At 65.0% G+C, this 21,500-nt stretch carries 18 protein-coding genes and 2 pseudogenes; 11 read left to right on the top strand and 9 right to left on the bottom strand.

Annotated features, from left to right (window positions below; translation table 11 throughout):
• The first annotated feature begins 27 nt into the window (after nt 1–27).
• Nucleotides 28–1,443, top strand: coding sequence for a PLP-dependent aminotransferase family protein (locus tag HDG32_RS03430; protein WP_184063188.1), 1,416 nt, complete (start codon nt 28–30; stop codon nt 1,441–1,443).
• 23 nt (nt 1,444–1,466) lie between these two features.
• Here the strand turns inward: HDG32_RS03430 and HDG32_RS03425 are convergent, their stop codons facing one another.
• A complete protein-coding gene (locus tag HDG32_RS03425) occupies nt 1,467–2,090 on the bottom strand; it encodes a LysE family translocator (RefSeq protein ID WP_184007090.1) in 624 nt (207 codons plus the stop codon).
• A 37-nt stretch (nt 2,091–2,127) separates the two neighbouring features.
• The gene (locus tag HDG32_RS03420; RefSeq protein WP_184063186.1) at nt 2,128–2,319 is read right to left on the bottom strand and encodes a hypothetical protein; all 192 of its coding nucleotides are present in this window, start codon (nt 2,317–2,319) and stop codon (nt 2,128–2,130) included.
• Between the two features lie 30 nt (nt 2,320–2,349).
• Here HDG32_RS03420 and HDG32_RS03415 point away from each other — a divergent pair, with 30 nt between their 5' ends.
• Together HDG32_RS03415 and HDG32_RS03410 are read left to right on the top strand one after the other, a co-directional pair.
• Complete coding sequence (locus HDG32_RS03415) at nt 2,350–3,252, top strand: glutamate/aspartate ABC transporter substrate-binding protein (protein ID WP_184063185.1); 903 nt, start codon at nt 2,350–2,352, stop codon at nt 3,250–3,252.
• A 215-nt stretch (nt 3,253–3,467) separates the two neighbouring features.
• Nucleotides 3,468–3,779 (top strand): hypothetical protein, encoded by a 312-nt coding sequence (locus HDG32_RS03410; RefSeq protein ID WP_184063182.1) that lies wholly within the window; start codon nt 3,468–3,470, stop codon nt 3,777–3,779.
• A 78-nt stretch (nt 3,780–3,857) separates the two neighbouring features.
• On the opposite strand, the pseudogene HDG32_RS03405 reads toward HDG32_RS03410, so the two are convergent.
• The 3 genes and pseudogenes from HDG32_RS03405 to HDG32_RS03395 all read right to left on the bottom strand — a co-directional run bounded on the left by HDG32_RS03405 (nt 3,858) and on the right by HDG32_RS03395 (nt 6,497).
• Nucleotides 3,858–5,016: pseudogene (locus HDG32_RS03405) on the bottom strand (chloride channel protein).
• 2 nt (nt 5,017–5,018) lie between these two features.
• Nucleotides 5,019–5,435, bottom strand: coding sequence for a MarR family winged helix-turn-helix transcriptional regulator (locus tag HDG32_RS03400; RefSeq protein ID WP_184063180.1), 417 nt, complete (start codon nt 5,433–5,435; stop codon nt 5,019–5,021).
• Nucleotides 5,436–5,552: 117 nt separating this feature from the next.
• Nucleotides 5,553–6,497 carry an HPP family protein gene (locus HDG32_RS03395; RefSeq protein WP_184063178.1) on the bottom strand — a complete coding sequence of 315 codons (945 nt, stop codon included), beginning with the start codon at nt 6,495–6,497 and terminating at the stop codon, nt 5,553–5,555.
• 299 nt (nt 6,498–6,796) lie between these two features.
• Here HDG32_RS03395 and HDG32_RS03390 point away from each other — a divergent pair, with 299 nt between their 5' ends.
• From HDG32_RS03390 to HDG32_RS03380, 3 genes are all read left to right on the top strand, one after another.
• Nucleotides 6,797–7,114 carry a DUF1840 domain-containing protein gene (locus HDG32_RS03390; protein WP_018423542.1) on the top strand — a complete coding sequence of 106 codons (318 nt, stop codon included), beginning with the start codon at nt 6,797–6,799 and terminating at the stop codon, nt 7,112–7,114.
• A gap of 552 nt (nt 7,115–7,666) precedes the next feature.
• Nucleotides 7,667–8,164, top strand: coding sequence for a universal stress protein (locus tag HDG32_RS03385; RefSeq protein WP_184025075.1), 498 nt, complete (start codon nt 7,667–7,669; stop codon nt 8,162–8,164).
• 48 nt (nt 8,165–8,212) lie between these two features.
• Nucleotides 8,213–8,356 (top strand): hypothetical protein, encoded by a 144-nt coding sequence (locus tag HDG32_RS03380; RefSeq protein WP_184063176.1) that lies wholly within the window; start codon nt 8,213–8,215, stop codon nt 8,354–8,356.
• 126 nt (nt 8,357–8,482) lie between these two features.
• Here the strand turns inward: HDG32_RS03380 and HDG32_RS03375 are convergent.
• Nucleotides 8,483–10,727, bottom strand: a pseudogene (locus HDG32_RS03375) (TonB-dependent receptor).
• A 313-nt stretch (nt 10,728–11,040) separates the two neighbouring features.
• On the opposite strand from HDG32_RS03375, the gene HDG32_RS03370 reads away from it, so the two are divergent.
• The gene (locus HDG32_RS03370; protein WP_184063174.1) at nt 11,041–11,472 is read left to right on the top strand and encodes a response regulator; all 432 of its coding nucleotides are present in this window, start codon (nt 11,041–11,043) and stop codon (nt 11,470–11,472) included.
• A gap of 111 nt (nt 11,473–11,583) precedes the next feature.
• Here HDG32_RS03370 and HDG32_RS03365 read toward each other — a convergent pair whose 3' ends face one another.
• Both HDG32_RS03365 and HDG32_RS03360 read right to left on the bottom strand, forming a co-directional pair.
• On the bottom strand, nt 11,584–12,375 hold the full coding sequence (locus HDG32_RS03365; RefSeq protein ID WP_184063172.1) for a DUF4410 domain-containing protein: 792 nt from the start codon (nt 12,373–12,375) through the stop codon (nt 11,584–11,586).
• 577 nt (nt 12,376–12,952) lie between these two features.
• Nucleotides 12,953–13,405, bottom strand: coding sequence for a hypothetical protein (locus HDG32_RS03360; RefSeq protein WP_184063170.1), 453 nt, complete (start codon nt 13,403–13,405; stop codon nt 12,953–12,955).
• A 375-nt stretch (nt 13,406–13,780) separates the two neighbouring features.
• Between HDG32_RS03360 and HDG32_RS03355 the strand changes: the two genes are divergently transcribed.
• From HDG32_RS03355 to HDG32_RS03345, 3 genes are all read left to right on the top strand, one after another.
• The gene (locus HDG32_RS03355) at nt 13,781–14,206 is read left to right on the top strand and encodes a phasin family protein (RefSeq protein ID WP_184063168.1); all 426 of its coding nucleotides are present in this window, start codon (nt 13,781–13,783) and stop codon (nt 14,204–14,206) included.
• Between the two features lie 522 nt (nt 14,207–14,728).
• Nucleotides 14,729–15,178: a DUF2844 domain-containing protein gene (locus HDG32_RS03350; RefSeq protein WP_184063427.1), complete on the top strand. Its 450-nt coding sequence runs from the start codon at nt 14,729–14,731 to the stop codon at nt 15,176–15,178.
• 11 nt (nt 15,179–15,189) lie between these two features.
• Nucleotides 15,190–16,491 (top strand): DUF3443 domain-containing protein, encoded by a 1,302-nt coding sequence (locus tag HDG32_RS03345; protein ID WP_184063166.1) that lies wholly within the window; start codon nt 15,190–15,192, stop codon nt 16,489–16,491.
• A gap of 92 nt (nt 16,492–16,583) precedes the next feature.
• Here the strand turns inward: HDG32_RS03345 and HDG32_RS03340 are convergent, their stop codons facing one another.
• Nucleotides 16,584–17,684, bottom strand: a complete 1,101-nt coding sequence (locus HDG32_RS03340; protein WP_184063164.1) for a putative zinc-binding metallopeptidase — start codon at nt 17,682–17,684, stop codon at nt 16,584–16,586.
• A 324-nt stretch (nt 17,685–18,008) separates the two neighbouring features.
• On the opposite strand from HDG32_RS03340, the gene HDG32_RS03335 reads away from it, so the two are divergent.
• A complete protein-coding gene (locus tag HDG32_RS03335; protein ID WP_184063162.1) occupies nt 18,009–21,494 on the top strand; it encodes a DUF2126 domain-containing protein in 3,486 nt (1,161 codons plus the stop codon).
• The last annotated feature ends 6 nt before the right edge of the window (nt 21,495–21,500 follow it).

Below are 21,500 nucleotides of genomic sequence, written 5' to 3'. Positions count from 1 at the left end.
TTTTGCCCCTCGTTTTTCGCCCGAAACATGATCGAACTGGACCTTCAACGCGACCGGCGCGCGGCGCCGACGCTCGTCGAACAGGTCGTGCAGAGCTTCGCGCGCGCGATCGACTCGCAATCGCTGCGCGCCGGCGCACTGCTGCCGTCGGTGCGGCAGCTTGCCCAAAGCCACGAGCTGAGCACCTTCACCGTGACCGAGGCGTACAACCGGCTCGTGTCGATGGGGCTCGTGGTCGCGCGGCGCGGCTCCGGCTATCGGGTGGCGGCGCGCTTGCCGTCCACGCGCGCGGCCGTCGCCGACTGGACGCCGCCGAGCCTGACCGCGACGTGGCTGCTGTCCGACGTGTTCGCCGATCACTCGGTGCCGATCAAGGCGGGCTGCGGCTGGCTGCCGAGCGAATGGACCAACGAGAGCGGCCTGCAGCACTCGCTGCGCGCGCTGAGCCGGGTGCCGGCCGCGCGGCTCGGCGACTATGGCCATCCGTACGGCTTCGCGCCGCTGCGCGAGCGCATCGCCGAACAACTCGACCGGCGCGGGCTGCCCGTCGACGTCGCGAACGTGCTGCTCACGCAGGGCGCGACGCAGGGGCTCGATCTGATCGTGCGCACGCTGCTGCGCGCGGGCGATGCGGTGATCGTCGAAGATCCCGGCTACTGCAATCTGCTGCAGATCCTGAAGCTCGCCGGGCTGGTCGTGCATGGCGTGCCGCGCACGCCGGCCGGCGTCGATACGGACGTTCTCGCAACGCTGGTCGCGCGGCACAAGCCGAAGGCGATCTTCGTCAACACCACGCTCCAGAATCCGACCGGCGCGACCTTCGGCATGTCGGCCGCGTTCCGCTTGCTGCAGATCGCCGAGCGCGAGCGCATCTGGGTGATCGAGGACGACGTGAGCCGCGAACTCGCGCCGGCCGGCGCGCCGCTACTGGCGGCGATGGAAGGCTTGCAGCGCGTGTTGCACGTCGGCGGCTTTTCGAAGACGGTGACGCCGTCGCTGCGCTGCGGCTATGTGGTGGCCGAGCAGGCGGTGCTGCGCGAACTCGCGCGCACGAAGATGGCGGTGGGGCTGACGTCGTCGGAAACGATCGAGCGGATCGTCGACAAGGTGCTGGTGGAAGGGCGTTACGCGCGCCACGTCGAGATGGTCAACGAACGGCTGAAACTCGCGCACGTGGCACTCGAAGAACGGCTGGACGCGCTCGGGCTCGAGGTGTTTCACCGGCCGCGCGCGGGGCTCTTCATGCTGGCGCGTCTGCCGATCGAAGCGGAGCGCGCCGCCGAGGTCGCGACCGCCGCGCTCGCGCACGGCATCTGGCTCGCACCGGGCTCCTACTTCCGTCCCGACGACGCGCCGAGCGCGTGGTTCCGCTTCAACGCGCCGTATTCGAGCGACGACGCGTTGTGGCGCTTCATCGAGCGGGTCGGGCAGGGGGCGTGGTAGACGCGGCGGCGCGCGCCGAAAGCTCAGCCGCCGTGCCCGATCAGCTTCAGCGCGATCGGATACAGCGACGCGACCAGCAGCAGCGCCATCGCGATGTTGAAGACGCGCAGCCGCTTCGGGTTCGACAGCACCTCGCGCATCGCGGTGCCGAAACCGGCCCACACGCAGATGCACGGAAAGCCGATCACATAGAACACCGCAGCCATCGCGACGGCGTTCATGCCGAAGCTGTTGCTCAGGTGAATCGTCGTCGCGGCGGTCAGCACCATCATCCACGCCTTCGGATTGACCCACTGAAACGCGATCGCCTCGTGAAAGCGCATCGGGCGACGCTCGCCGTTCCTGAGCTTCAGTTCGCCCGACGTGCCGATTTTCCACGCCAGATACAGCAGATAAGCGACGCTGACGACTTCGAGCACCGTATACAGCACGGGGAAATGCACGAACGCCTCGCCGAGGCCGATGCCGACCGACAGCATCAACAGCACCACGCCGACGCTGATGCCGGACAGATGAGGCAGCGTGCGGCGAAAGCCGAAATTGACGCCCGACGCGAGCAGCATCGTGTTGTTCGGACCGGGCGTGATCGAGGTGACGAGCGCGAACAGGATGCCGGCGGGCAGCGCGCTGAGAGTGACGAAAGACATGGGGGCTCCGGTGTCGCCAACAGAAAAACGGTGAGGCTCATTCTAGCGACAGGGGCCGGTACAGTACCTGTACGGTTTTGAAAATGATGTCCGGTACGGATCGATGATGACTTGATTGGCCGGAAAGCGTCGCCACGCGGCGTTTCAACACTCGGTAGTTAACATATGTTGCAATTATTTTTTTAATGGCAACATATGGAGACGGCTGGCGCAGCAGCCCGCCATCCATCAGGAACCTGCTGCACGATTGGAGATACCCATGAAAGTGATGAATTGGTCCACTGTTGCCATGCTCGTGGCGGCAACGTTGGCGAGTCCGGGCGCGTTTGCGCAGGACGCGACGTCCACGCTCGCGAAGATCCAGCGAAGCGGCGTGATCGCGATTGGCCATCGCGAGACGTCGGTGCCGTTCTCGTACGTCGACGCGAACAACGAGGTGGTCGGCTTTTCGCAGGACCTGTGCAACAAGGTCATCGACGCGGTCAAGGCGAAAACGAAGCGTCCGGACCTCAAGGTGCGCTTCATCCCGGTCACCTCGCAGAATCGCATTCCGCTCGTGCAGAACGGCACGGTCGATCTCGAATGCGGCGTGACGACCAATCTCGTCGCGCGCCAAAGCCAGGTGGCGTTCGCCGACACGTTCTTCGTCGCGACGACGCGTCTTCTGACGCGCAAGGACTCGGGCATCAAGGACTTTCCGGATCTCGCGGGCAAGACGGTCGTGACGAATCAGGGCACGACGTCCGAGCGCATCCTGCGCAAGATGAACGAGGACAAGAAGATGAACATGCAGATCATCAGCGCGAAAGATTACGGCGAAGGGCGTCTCACGCTCGAAAGCGGCCGCGCCGTCGCGTACATGATGGATGACGTGTTGCTGGCCGGCACGCGCACGCTGACCGCGAAGCCGTCGGACTGGATCATCACCGGCACGCCGCAATCGTCGGAAGCGTATGGCTTCATGTTGCGACGCGACGATCCGGAGTTCAGAAAGCTCGTCGATGACACGCTCGAACAGGTGATGAAAGGACCGGAAATCCACACGATGTACGACCGATGGTTCATCAAGCCGGTGCCGCCGAAAAACATCAGCTTCGACTTTCCGATGAGCGATTCGCTGAAGCAGCTGTACGCGCAGCCGAACGACAAGGCGCTCGAATAACGGCTTTGGCCGCTATTGCGCGTAGGAATGGTTTCTAGTGGCAGTCTTTTGCTCTTTCCTCTATACCTGGCTATAGGCGGCGGGTTTCGGTTGAACGTCGCCTATAGCGGGAACGGAGGTGCAAAGTGAAGAGGCCGATGGAATCTTCGCGGCGCGGACGGATTTTCCCCAGTGGAATTCTTCGTGCTGCGCTGGCGTTGGCAAGCGGCGTATTCATGGTGTCCGCAAACGCCGACGCACAAATGCGCGCGATTACGATCGTATCGGGCACTTATGGCGAGAATTGCGGCGCGCCGCGCGGCAACCTGACTCGTGAGCTCGAGCGTCATTGCAACGGACGGGAAACTTGCGATTACGCGCTGCCCGGCCTGCACAAAGGTGGCACGACGATGGCATGCCCACGCGACTTCCACGCCGAATGGCAATGCGACCACGCGGACTTCCACACTGCGGCGCTGGGTCCCGGCGCGAAATCGGGCGACACGCTCGTGCTGGGTTGCGTCGAGTCGCGTGGCGCGGGCAAATAGCTCCGTGCGCGAATAAAAAGGCCGAGACCCTAACGGGGGCTCGGCCTTTGATTTTTGCGGCGGTCTTTTTAGCTGGCTTTACGAACCGGCGCGAACCGGCGCGAAGCGCCGCTTGCTGAGCGACGGCTTGACCAGATCGCTGCGCGACACGATCTCCCACCAGACGCGTGCTGTTGCGATCGGCGACCACCGGCAGGCGTTCGAGCCCCAGCACGGCGAGCCGCGTCGCCACCAGCCGGCAGGTTTCGGATGACAAAGCAAACGCGGTGTTGTGTTGCGCGAACACGTCGGCGAGCGTCATCGCGCGCTTGTGTTCAGTGTCCTCGGCGCAGAAGCGTTCGAGCAACATGCGGTCGGCCACGCCGATCACCGCGCCGTCGCGCACCACCGGATACGCGCGGCGCAGCTGGTTCGCGCCGAACAGCGTCTGCAGCGTTGCGCCGAGCGTCGTGGCGGCATCGACCGATTCGACCGAGGCGGTCATCACTTCGTCGACATAGTGGCGCTCGAGCGGATCGACGCCGTACTCGCGATAGATGTGATAGCCGCGTCGCGCGATTTTCTCGGTCATGATCGAGCGCCGCATCACGACCGTGGAGAAGCCGTGCGCGATCAGCGTTGCCGTCAGGAGCGGCAACAGCGCGTTGGCGTCGTGCCTGAGGCCGAACGCGAACACGATGGCCGTCAGCGGCGCGCCGAGCGTGGCACCAAGCGTCGCGGCCATGCCGGCCGCCGCGCCCGCTACGAGCAGCGTCTTGCGTTCCGCCGACGTGACCTTCACGCACTGCGCGATCAGCGAGCCGAGCGCGCCGCCGGTCATGATGATCGGGCCTTCCGCGCCGAACGGCCCGCCGCTGCCGATCACGATGCCCGACGACAACGGCTTGAGCACCGCCACTTTCGGCGACATCTTGCTCTTGCCGAACAGGATCGCCTCGATCGCCTCGGGAATGCCGTGGCCGCGAATCTTTTCGGAGCCGAAGCGCGCCATCAGCCCGACGATCAAACCACCGATCACCGGCACGCCGATCACCCAAATGCCAAGCGTATTGGTGGCGGGCGAACGGTCGACGAACGACAGCGTGCCGAAGAAAAACAGATTGGTGAACAGGCGAATCAGGTTCAGCAGAACAAAGGCGGCAATCGTGCTGACGAAGCCGATGCCCGCGGCGAGCGCGAAGATGCCGGGCAGCCGTGCATTCGCCGCGAAGTCGCGTATGTGGGAATCCATGCTCATGGTTAGTCGAGGTCGATCCGTGGAACCTGGAAGGAGCCTTCGAGCGATCTCAATTCGGCGCGATGCAGTGCCGCAAGCCGTTCGAGTACCCGTTCTCCCGCTCTTTCGAGGTGTACTTCAACCTGGCGGCGATCGGTCTCGCTGACCTGGCGGCGCACGAGATTCAGTGCCTCGCAGCGCGATACCAGCGCGACGACGCCGTGATGTTGCGCCTGCAGACGCTCCGCGAGTTCGCCGACGGTCGCCCAGTCGCGCTCCGGATAGCCCTTGATGTGCAGCAACAACAGGTATTGCAACGGCGTGATGCCCTCGCTTTGCGCGGCCTGCTCCGAGAAGCGCTCGAAGCGCCGCATCTGATAGCGAAACTGCGACAACTGCTCGAAATCGCTCTTAACGAGCTTGCGAGTCCGTACTTTCATGGCAAGTCCGCCAATGTGAAGAAAACCGAAAATATATCACGTGATGATGTATTTAAGCGAATTGCGGCCGTCGCAACGGCATCGCGCGGCAGGTCTGCTCGGTCTTTTAGTTGAAAATCAGGCCGCCTCGCGGGCTCGGGTGGCGGTTTGCCGATACAGGCCGGAGATCAGGTCCACCTGCGTGATCATGCCGACCACGCGGCCCGCGCGATCGAGCACCGGGATGTGGTGATGGCCGAAGTTCGCGAACATCGGCACCAGTTCCGTGATCGGATCGGTGGCGGCGGCGCGCGTGCCCGGCGACACCGACACGACGTGGCGCGACATCACGTCTTCGCAGCGCAGTTCGTTGAAGCTGCGCGAGAACGCCTGAAGCTGCGTTTCGCGCAGCAGCGAATAGAGATCGTCGGTGTCGATGTCGAGCAGTGCGTCACGGCGCCCGAGCACGGCTTTGACGTCTTCGCGCGTGAAGCCGACGCGCGCGGCTTCGTCGGCGGCCCGGCTCGGCGTCGCGCGGTCCTGGCGTCCCGCATGCGGATAACGGTGGCCGGTTGCCGCGTGATAGACGAGCGCCGCGAACAGCAGCGCGGCCGACTGGATCGCGATCGGTTCGAGCACGAAGCGGTAGCCGAGCGCATGAATGACCGGGCCGCCCAGCACCGCGGTCAACGCGACCGCGCCCGACGGCGGGTGCACGCAGCGCAGCGCGAACATGCCGGAGATCGACAGCGCCACCGCGAGGGCGGCCGCCAGCGTCGGATCGCCGATCAGCATCGCGCAGGTTACGCCGACCGTCGCGGACACGAGGCTACCGCCGATGATCGACCACGGCTGCGCCAGCGGGCTCGCGGGCACCGCGAACAGCAACACGGCGGAAGCGCCCATCGGCGCGACGAGCAGCGGAATATTTGCGACGGGACCGAGCAGCAGATACATCAGACCGCCGGTGAACGCGATGCCGAGCAGCGCGCCGAGGCACGAACGCGCACGCTCGTGCCATTTCACGGTGACCGGTGCGGGGAGAAAGCTGGCAAGCCAGCCGAGAGCAGGAGAGCGGGACAAGCTAGGAGCAGAAAGTAGTCCATGATGCCGGGCCCGAGATTACCGGGGAAACCCTGGCAACGCGAATACAGTCTGGTCATGATTATATGTCAATATGATATAAAAGTTCTCCCCCCCCGCGCGGCGCGCGGAATCTGTCGCATCTCGCAGACAGTCGAGAACACAGCCGACGTGCTTCAGCATGGCCCTTAAATCACCCCTCGGCGCGTTCTTTTTTGTCACGTCGTGATATAAAATGAGAGCAGACGGATTGAGAGGACTGGTTGGCCGTTGCCTGATAGACCGATAAAGGAGCCATCATGATGATCACGTTTCAATCGACGGCGTCGCCGGATGTCGTCATGCTCAGGGATCTCGCACAATATCTGCTTGGTCTGATCGGCAAGCGGCTCGGCGCGCGGGGCGTTATCAGCCACGACGAGCTGCCCCGCGCGATCGATCGGCTCGAAACCGCCATCACCGAAGACGCGGCCGCGGAAACGACCCTCGAAGCATTGCACTGCTCAACCAGTAATCAACGCGAGTCGCGCAACCGGCTGTCGCAGCGCGCGTGGCCGTTTCTGGACATGATGCGTGCGGCGCGCGACTCGGACGCGGACATCATCTGGGGGCTGTAGTTCGTCGAGGGAATCGCGATGAAACAACTTGCGTCGTGTCGACGTTTCGCAATCGTCCTTATTTCGGTTTGCGCCGTTCCGCTTGCCTATGCGTTCTCACCCGCGCAGCAGACCGGCCGGTACCCGCAGCCGGTGTGCGGCTCTTGCACCGCATCGTGCGGCACGGGGGTGCGAAGCAGTGTGATCGGCGTGTACGGCGGCACCGTTGTCGACCAGTTGTCCAGCGGAGCGGTGGTGCTCGTGAGATGGCCGAACGGTTCGCCGCACGAGGCATGGACCGCTCGGTCGCATGGCTATGGTCTGCCCGTCGATCCCGCGGCAAACGCTGCTCATGTTTTCTTTCTGTGGCCTGAGTCGTAGCGCGGTGTTCCTGATCGCCGTGCCGAGCAACCGCCATTTCAGGGCAGGGATTCGGTGGCCGCCGAAACTGGCGAATAGTGCCTGTTTGACGGCGTTTCTGTAGGTATTTGCATGCATCGGTGTCGCACGGTATATATCACGAACTGACATATAATTAATTGATCACGTGCCGCACGGCGCAAGGAGGTTCTCATGTCGAGCTTCAGGCGCATTCTTCTCTGCTACGACGGAACTCGCGAAGGACAACACGCGTTGAAGGACGGTGCCGCTCTCGCGCAAGACCTGAACGCTGAAGTGCACCTGCTTTCCGTGCTCAACAATACGGCGTGGATGCAGGGCGCGGACATCACGTCCACGGTGCCGATCGATTTCATCAACGAATCCGCCAAAACGCTGCTCGACGAGGGCCTACAGAAGCTCGCCGCACGCGGAATTCGCGCGACCGGTCATCTCGCGATCGGCGAACCACTCGATGAGATTCCGTTTTTCGCTAACGATCTGAAGGCCGATCTGGTCGTCGTCGGTCATCGTCGCAGTCACGGACTCGCGCGATGGTGGGGTGGCCGGCACGACGGGCTGCTGCTCGATCGCGTGACGTGCAGCGTGCTCGTCACGATGGGCGCGGCAACCGATGCGCCGGCCGCAGCCGCAGGCACGGGCGAGACCGCGCGGTCCGCCGAACATTCATGAGCGTTGTGTTGTGTGTTGAGTTGTGTTGCGTTGGCACGGAGGCACATCATGAAAGACGTCGACGAACAGTTCAATCATCCTCATCCTCAGCCCGTCAGGCACAGCGATAACGAAAAGAGCAAGCTGCCGCAGCGCGCCGCCGATGCGCAGCGGCCGAAGAAAAAACCCGAAGGCGAGCCGCCGGTCGAGTAACGAGGGGCGGCGCCACGCCGTTCAGTTCGCGCGGAAACACTAAAACGCTGCCAGCCCGAAAGGCTGGCAGCGTTTTAGTGATGCATGCAAACCGCTGGCACAGGCGACCGACGTCACGTCAGACAATCAGAAGTCGGTGCTGACCGACAACAGGAACGTACGCGGTGCGCCCTGGGTCAGGTACGTCGTCGCGCCGTAGGCCGACACGGCTGACCAGTACGCCTTGTTCGTCACGTTCTGCACGGTGGCGCGCAACGTCGTCCTCTTGCCGTAGATGGACGTCTCGTAACGCGCCCCCAGGTCGAAGCGGTTCCACGACGGGATCGACAGCGTGTTGGCCGCGTTCGCTTCCTGCGCGCCGGTATGGATCCAGCGCGCGTTGACCGCGAGCCCCGGCACCATCGGAATGTCGTAATCGGCGCCCAGATTGAACAGGAAAGTCGGCACGCCCACCGGACGGTTGCCGTCGTAGGTTCCGCCTTGTGTGTTCTCGAGCGTCGCGTCCATCAGCGAAGCGCCGGCCAGCAGACGCAGGCCCTTGAGCGGCTCGCCGTGCACTTCGGCTTCGAGACCGCGATGGCGTTCGTTGCCGTTCAGGCCATAGATATGCGTGGCCGGGTCGGTGAACGCCGACGGCTGTTCGATCTGGAAAGCGGCAAACGACGCACCGAGCCTTTCGGTGTCGTACTTGACACCCACTTCCCACTGCTTCGTGCGGACCGGCGCCAGTTGTTGACCGTAGTTCAGCGTGCCCGCCGGCGCGATGCTGCCCGCGGCCAGCGCTTCGCTGCGGTTCGCGAAGATCGACACGTTCTGCGTCGGGCGCAGAACGAGGCCGAACAGCGGCGTCGTGATGCCGTCGCTGTAGTTGCCGCTGCCGATGCCCGTGTTGTCGTAGTTGGCCGTCGCGATCTGCTGGCGACGCGCGCCGACCGTGAACAGCACCCGGTCATGCAGGAAGCCGAGCGTATCGGACGCGGACACGCTGCGGATCACCGTGGTGGCCGTCATGCCCGGATCGGCCAGGTTGCCGCCTGACATCGTCGTGGCCGGGTAAGGCGTCTGCACCGTGTTGTAGAGCGAGACCGGGCCCATGAAGGCGTAGGTCCACGCGGAGTTGGTGTTCTCGCTCGTGATGGCGCCGCCCGCCGCAACCCTATGCGAGACCGGGCCAGTGTCGAAGCGGCCGCGCACGCCGACTTCGGCGGAGCTCGAATTCTGGTTGTACGGCACGCCGAGACGGGCACCGGTGACGCCGGTCGACGAATAGGTCGGCGAGTAGTACTCACCTTGCTCGACCGTGCGGCGCACACCGCCGGTCGCATAAGCGGTCCAGCCCGGCAGGAAGTCGTATTCGGCCTTCAGGATGCCGACGGTGTCTTCGAGGTTCGTGTACGACCAGTTCTGCGCGTAGTTGTACGTTGCCGGCGGCACGGCGGGAATCGCGTCGGTGAAGTAGACGACCGGGCGGCCGTCGCTGACGTGCTCGCGCTGATACAGGAAGTCGCCGGACAGACGCAGCTTGTCGCCGCGCCAGTCGAGCGCGACGGCCGTAGTGTTGTCGCGGCGGTGTTCGCCGTCGATGCTCGTCTCGCCGTCACGATTCGCCTGGTTCACGCGAATCCCGAACTGGCCTTCGCTGCCGAAGCGTCGGCCGACGTCCACGTGCGCGCCGAACTCGCCGGAGCCGCTGGTTGCGAGTGTCACGTTGGTGGTCGGCGTGTCCTCCGCTCGCTTCAGCTGCACGTTCACGCCGCCGCCGATCGCCGAGCCCGTCGGCGAAGCACCGTTCAGGAACGCGTTGGCGCCCTTGAACACGTCGACCCGCTCGACCGCCGCGGTCGAGACCAACTGGCGCGGCGTAACGCCGTACAGACCGTTGATCGAGATGTCGTCGGCATTGAGCTGGAAGCCGCGAATCACGAACACTTCCGAGAAGTTGCCGTAGCCGTACGCGGTTCGCACCGACGGGTCGTTTTCGACCACATCGGCGAGCGTGCGCGCCTGCTGATCCTTGGCGCCTGCTGATCCTTGGCGCCTGCTGATCCTTGATCAGCTTGGCCGTGTAGGTCGTCATGCTGAACGGCATGTCGATGTTGCGCTGCTTGCCGAGCACACCGTAGTCGGCGCCGCGCGCGACCTGGCCGCCCGCGTATGTCGGCGACAGGTCGCCGGGCAACTCTTCGACGGCGGCCGCCTGAACCTTGATGGCGGGCAGCGTGCCGTCGGCGGCGGGGGCGGAGTCGGTGGATTGAGCGAACGCGCTGGCCGGGACACTGAAAGCGACGGCGATGGCGGCGAGGATGGTGGCGCGATGCAGAGTGGCTTGAGCAGGCGTGGCCTGCGGGCGATTCCAGCGTGAAACGGACATGAATTGGAAAGTAGGCGTGGTCGTCGATCTTCCGTCCCGGGGCGCTAGTTGGAATCCGGGCGGCATTTTTCCTGGTTGCACGCGCGGACGATGTCATTTATGTAAGCAGTCCGAGCGCGAGACGAAAGGTTCGGCGGAAGTACAGTGCAAATAGGAATCATTCCCATTATAGAAGCGCAACGATTTACAGAACTGATGGCAAAAGTGGAGGTTTTGATGACGTCAAGCCGCCGCGACGCGCCGGTTTGACGCCGCCGCAGCCGCGGTACAGCGCTTGCTACCTACCCAAAGGTTTACTCGCAGGCCGCCATACATGCCACGAAATCCGACAACCTGCCAGAGGTGGAGCGCCCGAGAGGTCCAGCTATTGCACGGCGTGCCGCGCGTGCTCGTCATCGACGACAACGAGAACGCCGCCGAAGCGCTTGCCACCTGGCTTTCCTACGAGGGCGTCGAGGCGCGCGCCGCGACCGGCTGCACGGCGGCGCTGCACTGCGTGCGCAACTGGGTGCCCGACGTCGTCGTGCTCGACATCATGATGCCGGAGCGCGACGGCTACGAAACGGCGAGCGCGCTGCGCCGCTATCTGCCGACGCACAGCCTCGGCATCGTCGCGTTTACGTCGCTAGACGAGGACCACGTGAGGCAAACCGGCCGCGAGCGCCACAACTTCGACGGTTATTGCCAGAAGGGCACGGCGCCGGCCGCGCTGCTCGCACTGCTGCGAGGGTTGTGGCGCGGCTAGCGATGGGGCGCGCGTCGATAAAAAAACGCGGCGGCGTGGGCATCGCTCCACACCGCCGCGCTTTTCAACCGCGCTTTTTTGTCGGACCCGCAACCCGCCGCGCTCAACTGCTCAGCTCTTTCGCGCGGTCTGTATCCAGCCGGCTTGCACGCCGAACTGCGCGATCTGTTTCGCGACTGCATCGGCGAGGCGCTTTGCATCGTCCGACACGCCCGCGCGCTTCGTTTCGGTCACGCCGTGCAGGCCCGCGCCGGCCGCTGCCGCGGTCGCGACGGTGCCGGCCGCCGCGCCGACCCCGGCGGTTTCGACCATGCCGGGCATCTTGCCGCTGTCCGCGTTGGCCGTGAAGCTCTGCACGACACGCGGCGTGCCGCCCGCGGGCTGGTAGACGATCCGCACCGCGCTGCTCACCTCGCTCTTGCCCGCGCCCAAGCCGATCAGCGTGCGGCGGCGGCGATTGCCGGCGTCGATCGTCTCGAAGCTGCCTTGCACGAGCAGCACGTTCTGGCCGGCGGGCACCGGCGCGTCGGTGCGCACCGCGTGCAGACCCATCGCCTGCAGCTGATGGACGATCTCGTCGGCGACCTGCTCGCGCACCTGGGCGGCATCGGCAACCTGCTGCTGCGCGCCCGACGAGCCCGACATCTGCATCTTCAGTTTTTGCAGCATGCCGCCGTTGTCGAGCTTGACCTGCTGCGGATCGGCATCGAACGTGTAGACGTAGATCGTGTCCGGGTGCATCGTCGATTGCGTGCCTGCGTCGGCCGTCGCGGACGTGCTCGTCGCGCTCAGATTCGTGACGCTGGCGCCGGCGCAGCCGCTCAGCAGCGCGCCGCCGCACACGAATGCCATGCAGGTGAAACGAGCGGCGTTCTTTTTGATGAAGTTCACTGAAGTCAACATGATGATCCTGTGGTCGGCACGCGGTGCCAGTCTGTTCGAGTCCATCGCCGATGATCGGGCAACCGGGGGATCGTCGATCATCGGCGAAGGGATTCGCACGTGAAGCCTTTCGATCTCATGCGTCTGTGATTCGTCACGCACCGGCAGCGAACGAAGTATGGGTGAGCGGCTCGCCGAACTCCATTCAACAATTATTTCGAGCGATGTCACGGCGAAACGAAGAAGAGCGCGCGGACGTCGAGCCGCCGATCAGCTCAAAGCGAGCTTGACGATGCAGCACAGGACGAAAACTAGCAGGGCGGCGGCAATGGCCATGTCCAGCGGATAGCGCATTCCTTCACCCTGCCCTGACGTTGCGGAGCTCCTATCGTAATCACCTGACGGAAGATGAAAAGCATCAGTGAAGCGCCAATGTGGGACAGGCAACGTAGTCCCGGAAAGCCGCGCGGGGCGGGGCTGCGGGAGCGCACGGACGAGATGCGGCGATGGAGCGGTCGCTCGAACGCGCTCGCATGCTCCGGCGCAAAGAAAAAGCGCCACGTGGCGCGGCGCTTTATTCGCAATTCGCGATGAAAATTTATTGCGGTTGTGCCGCTGGCTGACCCGGCGGCGTGCCATGCGGCGCCTTGTTCGCCGCCACGAGATCTTCGGCGAGACTCGTGCGTAGCGTCGCGATCGCCTGCTCGGGATTGGCGGGCTTCAGCTGCTCCCGTGCGAGCGAGTCGTACACGTAGTGACGCAGCATCCGATCCTGGGTCTTGTTCAGAACCTCGTGGTAGACGGCGACGATCTCGCCTTCATGACCGTTTAGCGCGTATAGACGGCGCAGTTGTTCGAGATCATTGATCACCGCGAAAGCTGGGCTCGGGTGACCCATCATCGGACCATGCCCCGGCGGCCCGTCGCCGCGCGGGCCGCCGTCGTGCATAGCGGCGGGCGGGGACGGCGGCATGCCGTCGTCGGCGAGCGCGGCCGTCGCGATGATGCCAAGAACCGCGGCCACGGCCGCGCCGAAGAATGCGTTTCTCATGATGTCGCTCCCATCGAAAACAGCGCCGGCGCCACGATGGACCGGCTCCTCGCAACGATAGTCGACCCGCTGATTCGTCGGGTTACGAAAACCATTCAGTAACTTTCCGAGCCTTTCGCGGCGCGCGGCCAAGCGGCGCGCGGCTCTGCGGCGCAGACCCCGAAGCGACGCACGTTGCCGTGAACCGGTTTTCGCCAGGGTGAGTCCGCTGGCGCAACCCAGCCGGATAGCGCATGATTGCTCCGATGTGCCGTGCGACCCCAAAAGCACCTTGCTGTGGCGGCACGCGCGGCACACGCAGCCGCCGGCATCGGCGTCGCGCCTGGTGCGGGCGACGCCGAGGCGATGAGTCTTCAACCGCAAGGAGGATTTCGCATGGACCGACCCGATGCAGCCAATCCGTTTGGCGATCTAACCAAAATGCTGGAGCAGTTCAAGCTCCCCGGATTCGACGTGCCCGCCATCATGGAAGCGCGCCGAAAGGACATGGAAGCGCTGGTTCAGGCGAATCAGACAGCATTCCAGGGGATGCAGTCGCTCGCGCAGAAACAGGCCGACATGCTGCGCACCACGCTGGGCGAGCTACAGGCGCTGACTGCGCAGCTCACGGCGGCCGGCACCGCGCCGTCGACCAAAACCGCGGAGCTGATCCAGCAGAGCCTGCACAAATCGCTCGCCGACATGCAACAGCTCGCACAAGCCGCGTATCAGACGCAGGCGGAGTCGTATGGGGTGATCGCGAAACGCGTCGAGGAGAACGTGCAGGAGTTGAAGTCGCTTCTTCAGCAACCGAAGAAGTAGCGCACGCCGCGTGTTCCGGACGATCTATGAAGCGGAGGGCCGCCAGGCCCTCCGCTTTTTTTTTGCCCCGTCGGGATCTGTGCCGCAAGCCTCATGTAGTCAGAGGAATGCGGACTCCGCCCGCTCGTTATTCGGCAGACGCTTACATCGAAGAACAAACGCTGCTCACGTTCGCAACTTTTACGCGTGGCGGCCGCAATTTTCGCAGTCGGTCAGTTCTAAATGTCAGACGGAAACCGAATAAGCGTCAAAGCATTGTCGCCAAAAGGCTTTGCCCACGCTGATCAAACCTGATCGATCGATTCAGGAACTCCGAACAGTTTCGATCGCGCCGCAAACGATTGCCGCGCGCCATTCCCCTGACTAAAGTTTCGCCTCGCCTTTCCGTAGACGCATTCACGCAGCCCAACCGGCGTGAAGGCAACCGGCTTTGCCGGTCAGGTGTGCGCCCCTAGTCTCGCGTTTGTGATCGGCTACATGCAGGTCGCGGCGTTTCACCTCGAAGGAAATCTCTTGAAACCGATGCTTCTCACCCGCATTGCCTGCGCAATGCTCGGGGCGAGCTGCGCGTTGCCGTTCGGCGCGCACGCGACGCTCGGCCAGAACGCCAGCACCGTCGACAGCGATCAGACGCGCCTGCATGCGGTTGCTCGCGCGGCCAGCGCACAGGGCGCGTATTCAGTGCATGCGCTGACGCTGCCGTCCGGCACCCAGGTGCGCGAATACGTGGCGGCCAACGGCATCGTGTTCGGCGTTGCGTGGGATGGCCCGACGCTGCCCGATCTGAAGGCGATGCTCGGCGCGTCCTTCAATGCCTACGTCGCCGCCAGCGCGGCGCGGCGCGGCGCGCCGCTCGCGGTCTCGACCAGTGACCTCGTGGTGTTCTCGAGCGGCCATCTGCGCGCGTTCACCGGCTACGCCTATCTGCCGCAGGCGGCGCCCGCGGGCGTCGACGTCAGCGTTATTCAATAACGGAGCGAATCATGCGATCCAGGTCTTCGTGGATGACTCTGCTGGGCGCGGCGCCCATCGTGGTTCTGGCGCTGCTGTTGAGCGCGTGCGGCGGCGGGGGCGGCAGCGCGAGCACCACGGCCGATTCGAGCACCTCCAGCAACTCGAACGGTTCGAGCAGCTCGACCAGCTCGTCGGGTTCGACCGTGACCAACACGTCGCCGTCGCCGCAGGTGCTGGCCGCCAACGCGGTGCGCGTGACGGTCGACTCGGGCGTCAGCAACGTGCCGAACATGCCGTTCGTCAGCATCACGATCTGCGCGCCCGGCACCAGCAACTGCCAGACGATCGATCACGTGCTCGTCGATACCGGCTCGTGGGGCGTGCGCGTGTTCGCGTCGCAATTGCCCGCGTCGATGAGCCTGCCGCAGCAGAAGGACGGCTCGGGCAACCTGGTTGCAGAATGCATGCAGTTCTTCGACGGCTACACGTGGGGCGCGGTGAAGCTCGCCGATGTGCAGATCGCCGGCGAAAAAGCCGCTGCGCTGCCGATCCAGGTGATCGATCCGGGCTACGCGTCGCTGCCGGGCGATTGCGCGGCCGTCGGCGCGGCGCGCAACACGCCGGCCGCCTTGCAGGCGAACGGCATTCTCGGCATCGGCGTGTTCAAGCACGACTGCGGCGCGAACTGCGTGCAGCAGGCGATCCCCGCGACCTACTATGGTTGCAGCGGCACCAGCTGCACGTCGATACCGCTCGCGCAGACGTACCAGGTCGCCAATCCGGTGCCGTACTTCGCGACCGACAACAACGGCTCGATGCTCAGTCTGCCGACCGTGTCGGGCGGCGCGCCATCGGTGTCGGGGCAACTCGTGTTCGGCATCGGCACGCAGAGCAACAATGCGCTCGGCGGGGCCCAGGTGGTCGGTGTGAGCCCGTCGAACGGCACGTTCACGACGGTGCAGAACGGCACCACGTATACGCGCAGCATGATGGACAGCGGCTCGACGGGACTCTTCTTCCAGACCACCTTGATGCCGGCCTGCGCGAGCCCGAACAGCGCTTATTACTGCCCGAGCTCGACGCAGCAGTTGAGCGCGATGATCGAAGGCGTGAATGGTACGACGAGCGCGGTGACGTTCAGCGTCGGCAATGCGATGTCGATCGCGCAGACTTATAGCGGCGACTCGGCATTGCCGCTGCTCGCGGGCCCGGCATTCGTCACGTCGACGGTGTTCGACTGGGGGCTGCCGTTCTTCTATGGTCGCAATGTCTATGCGGCGATCGAGCAGCAGTCGACGCCGGGTGGGACGGGGCCTTATGTGGCGTACTGAAGTGGCGAGCCGAGCGCGTGTAGCCGGTTGCTCGCGGCTCGATGATGAGCGTCATATGCGCCCGCTGCCGGCTGGTCCGGCGGCGGGCTTTTTTATGCGCTGGTTGGCTCGCGGATGCCCCGCTTGTCGCGCTTGTCACCCGCTGCCGCGATCACGCGATGCACAAAGCGCAGCTTGTCGACCACCGGCGCGGCGAGCGTGAACGGATAGCCGTCGGGCATGCCGAGACTGCGATTCAGACTGTTCAGCGCATAGGTGAGCGGAAACCAGCGCTTCATCAGATTGCCGAAGCTCGCGTCCTCGACCGGCGTGCGGTCGGTCAGCGTCGGCTCGCTCGGATCGTCGGGCAGCAGCGCGAGGCCGTAAGACGTCGACGTGTCGAGCACGTCGACGATCAGCAGATAGTGCGCCCATGTCTCCGCCCAGTCTTCCCACGGATGCATCGTCGCGTAAGCGCTGATGTACGACGCCTGCCAGTCGGCCGGCGCGCCGTCGCGATAGTAGGCGTCCAGCGCTTCGCCGTAGTCGGCCTGCTCGTCGCCGAACAGCTTGCGAAACGGTTCGAGCCAGCGCGGCTCGGTTTCGATCAGGTGGCGGAAAAAGTAGTGGCCCGTCTCGTGGCGGAAGTGGCCGAGCAGCGTGCGGTACGGCTCGCCCATCGCGGTGCGCACTTTCTCGCGATGCGCGTCGTCGGCCTCGGCGATGTTCAGCGTGATCAGCCCGTTGTCGTGACCGGTCATCACGGGTTTGCCGTCGCCGCCGTCGGCGAGAAACTCGAAGGCGAGACCGCGCTCGGGGTCCGCGTCGCGCGATCGCACGTCGAGGCCAAGCTCGGCCAGCGTGTACAGCAGACGCCGCTTCGCGACTTCGAGCCGGTACCAGTAGAGCCGGTTTTCCGGTTCGCTCAGGTTCGGAATCGTGCTGGTCAACTGGCAGGCGTGGCACAGCGTGTCGGGCGAATCGGCCGGGATCATCCAGTTGCAGACGTTTTCGACCGCGTAGTTGTGGCATTGTCGGAACAGCGCGCCATTCGCCTCGGGATGCAGGCTGCGCCAGCGGCCGTCGCCGGCGTCCCCGAACGCGCTGATTTCCCGCAGTTCAGGCAGATAGCCGAGCAGCGACTCGCAGCGCTCGCAGCGGACGTTCTCGTAGAACACGAGGTGCGCGCAGCGATTACAGTGGAAGGTTTTCATCGGGCGGGCCTCGTGATCGGTGCTATGTCGTTTGCGATGATGAGCCATGGTAAGCGGCATCATCAACGCGATAGCGGACGAAAGCCGGTCGCAATCTTCATGCCGCGATTGCAAGACGTCACCGCTTTAACGCACAGTACGGTCATGATCGTGCATCGGCGCTGCGCCGCTTTGGTGCACGGTCCGAGGCGAGCCCGCGGCAGGGCGCGAGGTACGCCATGCAAACGCAGTTCAGACAACACCAAACGATTCATACGGGTTTGTCCAGCAACGGCATAGAGCTTGCTTTTTTGGCGGGCTGCCCCCTTCGTCGAGGAGTCCGGAGTGTCCATACGCGTCGCGTTGCATCACGTTACTCATTACCGCTATGACAGGCTGGTCACGCTGTCACCCCAGGTCGTGCGGCTGCGGCCCGCGCCGCATTGTCGTACGCCGATCCTGTCGTACTCGATGCGCGTCGAACCCGCGGGGCACTTCATCAACTGGCAGCAGGACGCGTTCGCCAACTATCAGGCGCGGCTCGTGTTTCCCGAGCAGACCCGTGAGTTCAAGGTGAGCGTCGATCTGGTCGCCGAAATGGCCGTCTACAACCCGTTCGACTTCTTTCTCGAACCGTCGGCCGAGCAGTTTCCGTTCGACTACGCGCCGGAGCTGGCGGCCGAACTCGCGCCCTACTGCGTGAAGCGGCCGATGACGCCGCGCTTCGCCGAGTTCGTCGCGAGCATCGACCGCACGCCGGCCGGCACCGCGGACTTCCTGGTGGCGCTGAACCAGCGGCTGCAACGCGAGATCCGCTACCTGATCCGGATGGAGCCGGGCGTGCAGACGCCGGAGGAAACCTTGACCAATGCGGCGGGCTCGTGCCGCGATTCGGGCTGGCTGCTCGTCGAGACGCTGCGGCAGCTGGGCTTCGCGGCGCGCTTCGTGTCGGGCTATCTGCTGCAGCTCGCGCCCGACGTCAGATCGATCGACGGCCCGAGCGGCACCGAGGTCGACTTCACCGACCTGCACGCGTGGTGCGAGGTCTATCTGCCAGGGGCGGGCTGGATCGGGCTCGATCCGACCTCGGGGCTGCTCGCGGGGGAAGGGCACATACCGGTCGCGTGCACGCCGGAGCCGGGCAGCGCGGCGCCGATCTCGGGTGCGGTCGACGAAAGCGAGGTCGAGTTCGGACACACGATGTCGATCGAACGCGTGCTCGAGTCGCCGCGCGTCACGAAGCCGTATAGCGAAGCCGCGTGGCGCGACGTGCTGAAGATGGGCGCGCGGGTCGACTACGAACTCGCCGACATGGACGTGCGACTGACGATGGGCGGCGAGCCGACCTTCGTATCGGTGCGCGATCGCGACGCCGCCGAATGGAACACCGACGCGCTTGGACCCACCAAGCGCGGCTACGCGGTCGCGCTGATGGACCGGCTGCGCGACCGCTACGGCGCGAACGGCTTCCTGCATATCGGCCAGGGCAAGTGGTATCCGGGCGAGCAACTGCCGCGCTGGGCGATGTCGCTGTACTGGCGCGCCGACGGCGAGCCGTGCTGGCACAACCCGGCCCTGTTCGCCGACGAACGCGAGCCGGGCCGCTACACGGCCGCCGACGCGCAACGCTTCATCGCGCATCTGGCCGCGAAGTTGTCGCTCGACGCCGACTGCATCCAGCCAGGCTACGAAGACACCTTGTACTACCTGTGGCGCGAGCGTCGCCTGCCGGTCAACGTCGATCCGTTCGACGCGCGTCTGGACGACGAGCTCGAACGCGCGCGACTGCGGCGCGTGTTCGACGCCGGGCTCGCGAGCCCGGCGGGCTACGTGCTGCCGCTCGGCCGCGAGCGCGGCGCGCCGGGCATCGCGCCGACGTGGATCACGGGCCGCTGGTTCTTCCGCGACGAACGCATGTATCTGATTCCCGGCGATTCGCCGATGGGCTACCGGCTGCCGCTCGAATCGCTGCCGTGGGTGTCGAAGACCGACTATCCGTATCAGCACGCGCACGATCCGTTCGCACCGCCGCAGCCGCTGCGCACGGCCGCGCAGTTGCGCGTGCAGTACGAAGGCGGGCGCGAGGGCCGGCAGGTCGCCGAGGAACAGACCAGCGCGCGGCAGGCGGCCGCGCTGTCGCTGCCGGCGGCCGATCTGCTGAGCGGCATGCCGCACGGCGGCGTGCTTGCGTATGCGCCGCAGCGCCATGACGAATCGCTGCCCGCGCGTGGCGAATCGTCGAAGGACACGCTGCGTACCGCGCTGTGCGTCGAGGTGCGCGACCCGAAACGCGCGGCCGGCCCGGAAGCCGAAGCCGATTCGTTCGGCAGCGGCCGTACGCTGCTGCACGTATTCATGCCGCCGCTGACCGATCTCGACGACTATCTCGACCTGCTCGCCGCAGTCGAAGCGACGGCCGCGGAGCTGAAGATGCAGATCGTGCTCGAAGGCTATCCGCCGCCGCGCGATCCGCGTCTGAAAGTGCTGCAGGTGACACCGGACCCCGGCGTGATCGAAGTCAACATTCATCCGGCCGCGAACTGGGACGAGCTCGTCGATCACACCGAGTACCTTTATCAGTCGGCCGCGCACAGCTATCTGAGCAGCGAGAAGTTCATGCTCGACGGGCGCCACACTGGCACCGGCGGCGGCAATCACTTCGTGCTCGGCGGCGCGACGCCGGCCGACAGCCCGTTCCTGCGCCGGCCCGATCTGCTCGCGAGCCTGATCGCGTACTGGCACAACCATCCGTCGCTGTCGTATCTGTTCTCGGGGCTGTTCATCGGACCGACGAGCCAGGCACCGCGCGTCGACGAAGCGCGCAACGATCAGGTCTACGAACTCGAGATCGCGTTCTCCGAACTGCAACGCCAGGTCGATCTGCTCGGCGGTCGCGACAGCGGCAACCCGCCGCCGTGGATGATCGACCGCGCGCTGCGCAACATCCTGATCGACGTGACCGGCAACACGCACCGCGCCGAGTTCTGCATCGACAAGCTGTATTCGCCCGACGGCCCGACCGGCCGCCTCGGCCTGCTGGAGCTGCGCGGCTTCGAGATGCCGCCGCACGCGCGCATGAGTCTCGTGCAGCAACTGCTGCTGCGCGCACTGGTCGCGCGATTCTGGCGCATGCCGTACACGCAGCGGCTCACCCGCTGGGGCACCGAGTTGCACGATCGCTTCCTGCTCGGCACTTTCGTGAAGATGGATTTCGACGACGTGCTCGCCGAGCTCGGCGAAGCCGGCTTCGCCTTCGATAGCGCGTGGTTCGCGCCGCACTTCGAGTTCCGCTTCCCGCTCGTCGGCGAGATGACGCTGAGCGGCATCGACCTGACGATCCGTAATGCGCTCGAACCATGGCACGTGATGGGCGAGGAGGGCGCCAGCGGCGGCACGGTGCGCTATGTCGATTCGTCGGTCGAGCGGCTCGAGGTGCGCGCGCTCGGGTTGAACGGCAATCGTCACGTGCTGAGCGTCAACGGCGTGCCGGTGCCTTTGCAGCCGACCGGCCGCGTCAGCGAGTACGTGGCCGGCGTGCGTTTTCGCGCGTGGTCGCAGCCCTCGGCGCTGCATCCGACGATCGGCGTACACGCGCCGCTCACGTTCGACCTCGTCGACACATGGAGCGGCCGCTCGCTCGGCGGATGCCAGTATCATGTCGCTCATCCGGGCGGGCGCAACTATCAGACCTTCCCGGTGAACGCCTACGAGGCGGAAAGCCGGCGACGCGCGCGCTTCTTCGCGTCGGGTCATACGCCCGGGCCGCTCGCCGTGGGCAGACCGCAGCGCAGCCGCGAATTTCCGTTCACGCTCGATCTGCGCCACAGTTGAAAAACA

It is taken from the genome of Paraburkholderia sp. CI2 (assembly GCF_014201055.1).
In the GTDB taxonomy this organism is placed as follows: Bacteria; Pseudomonadota; Gammaproteobacteria; order Burkholderiales; family Burkholderiaceae; genus Paraburkholderia; species Paraburkholderia tuberum.
Note: the sequence above shows the minus strand (reverse complement) of the source record. Positions and strands in the feature narration are given on the sequence as shown.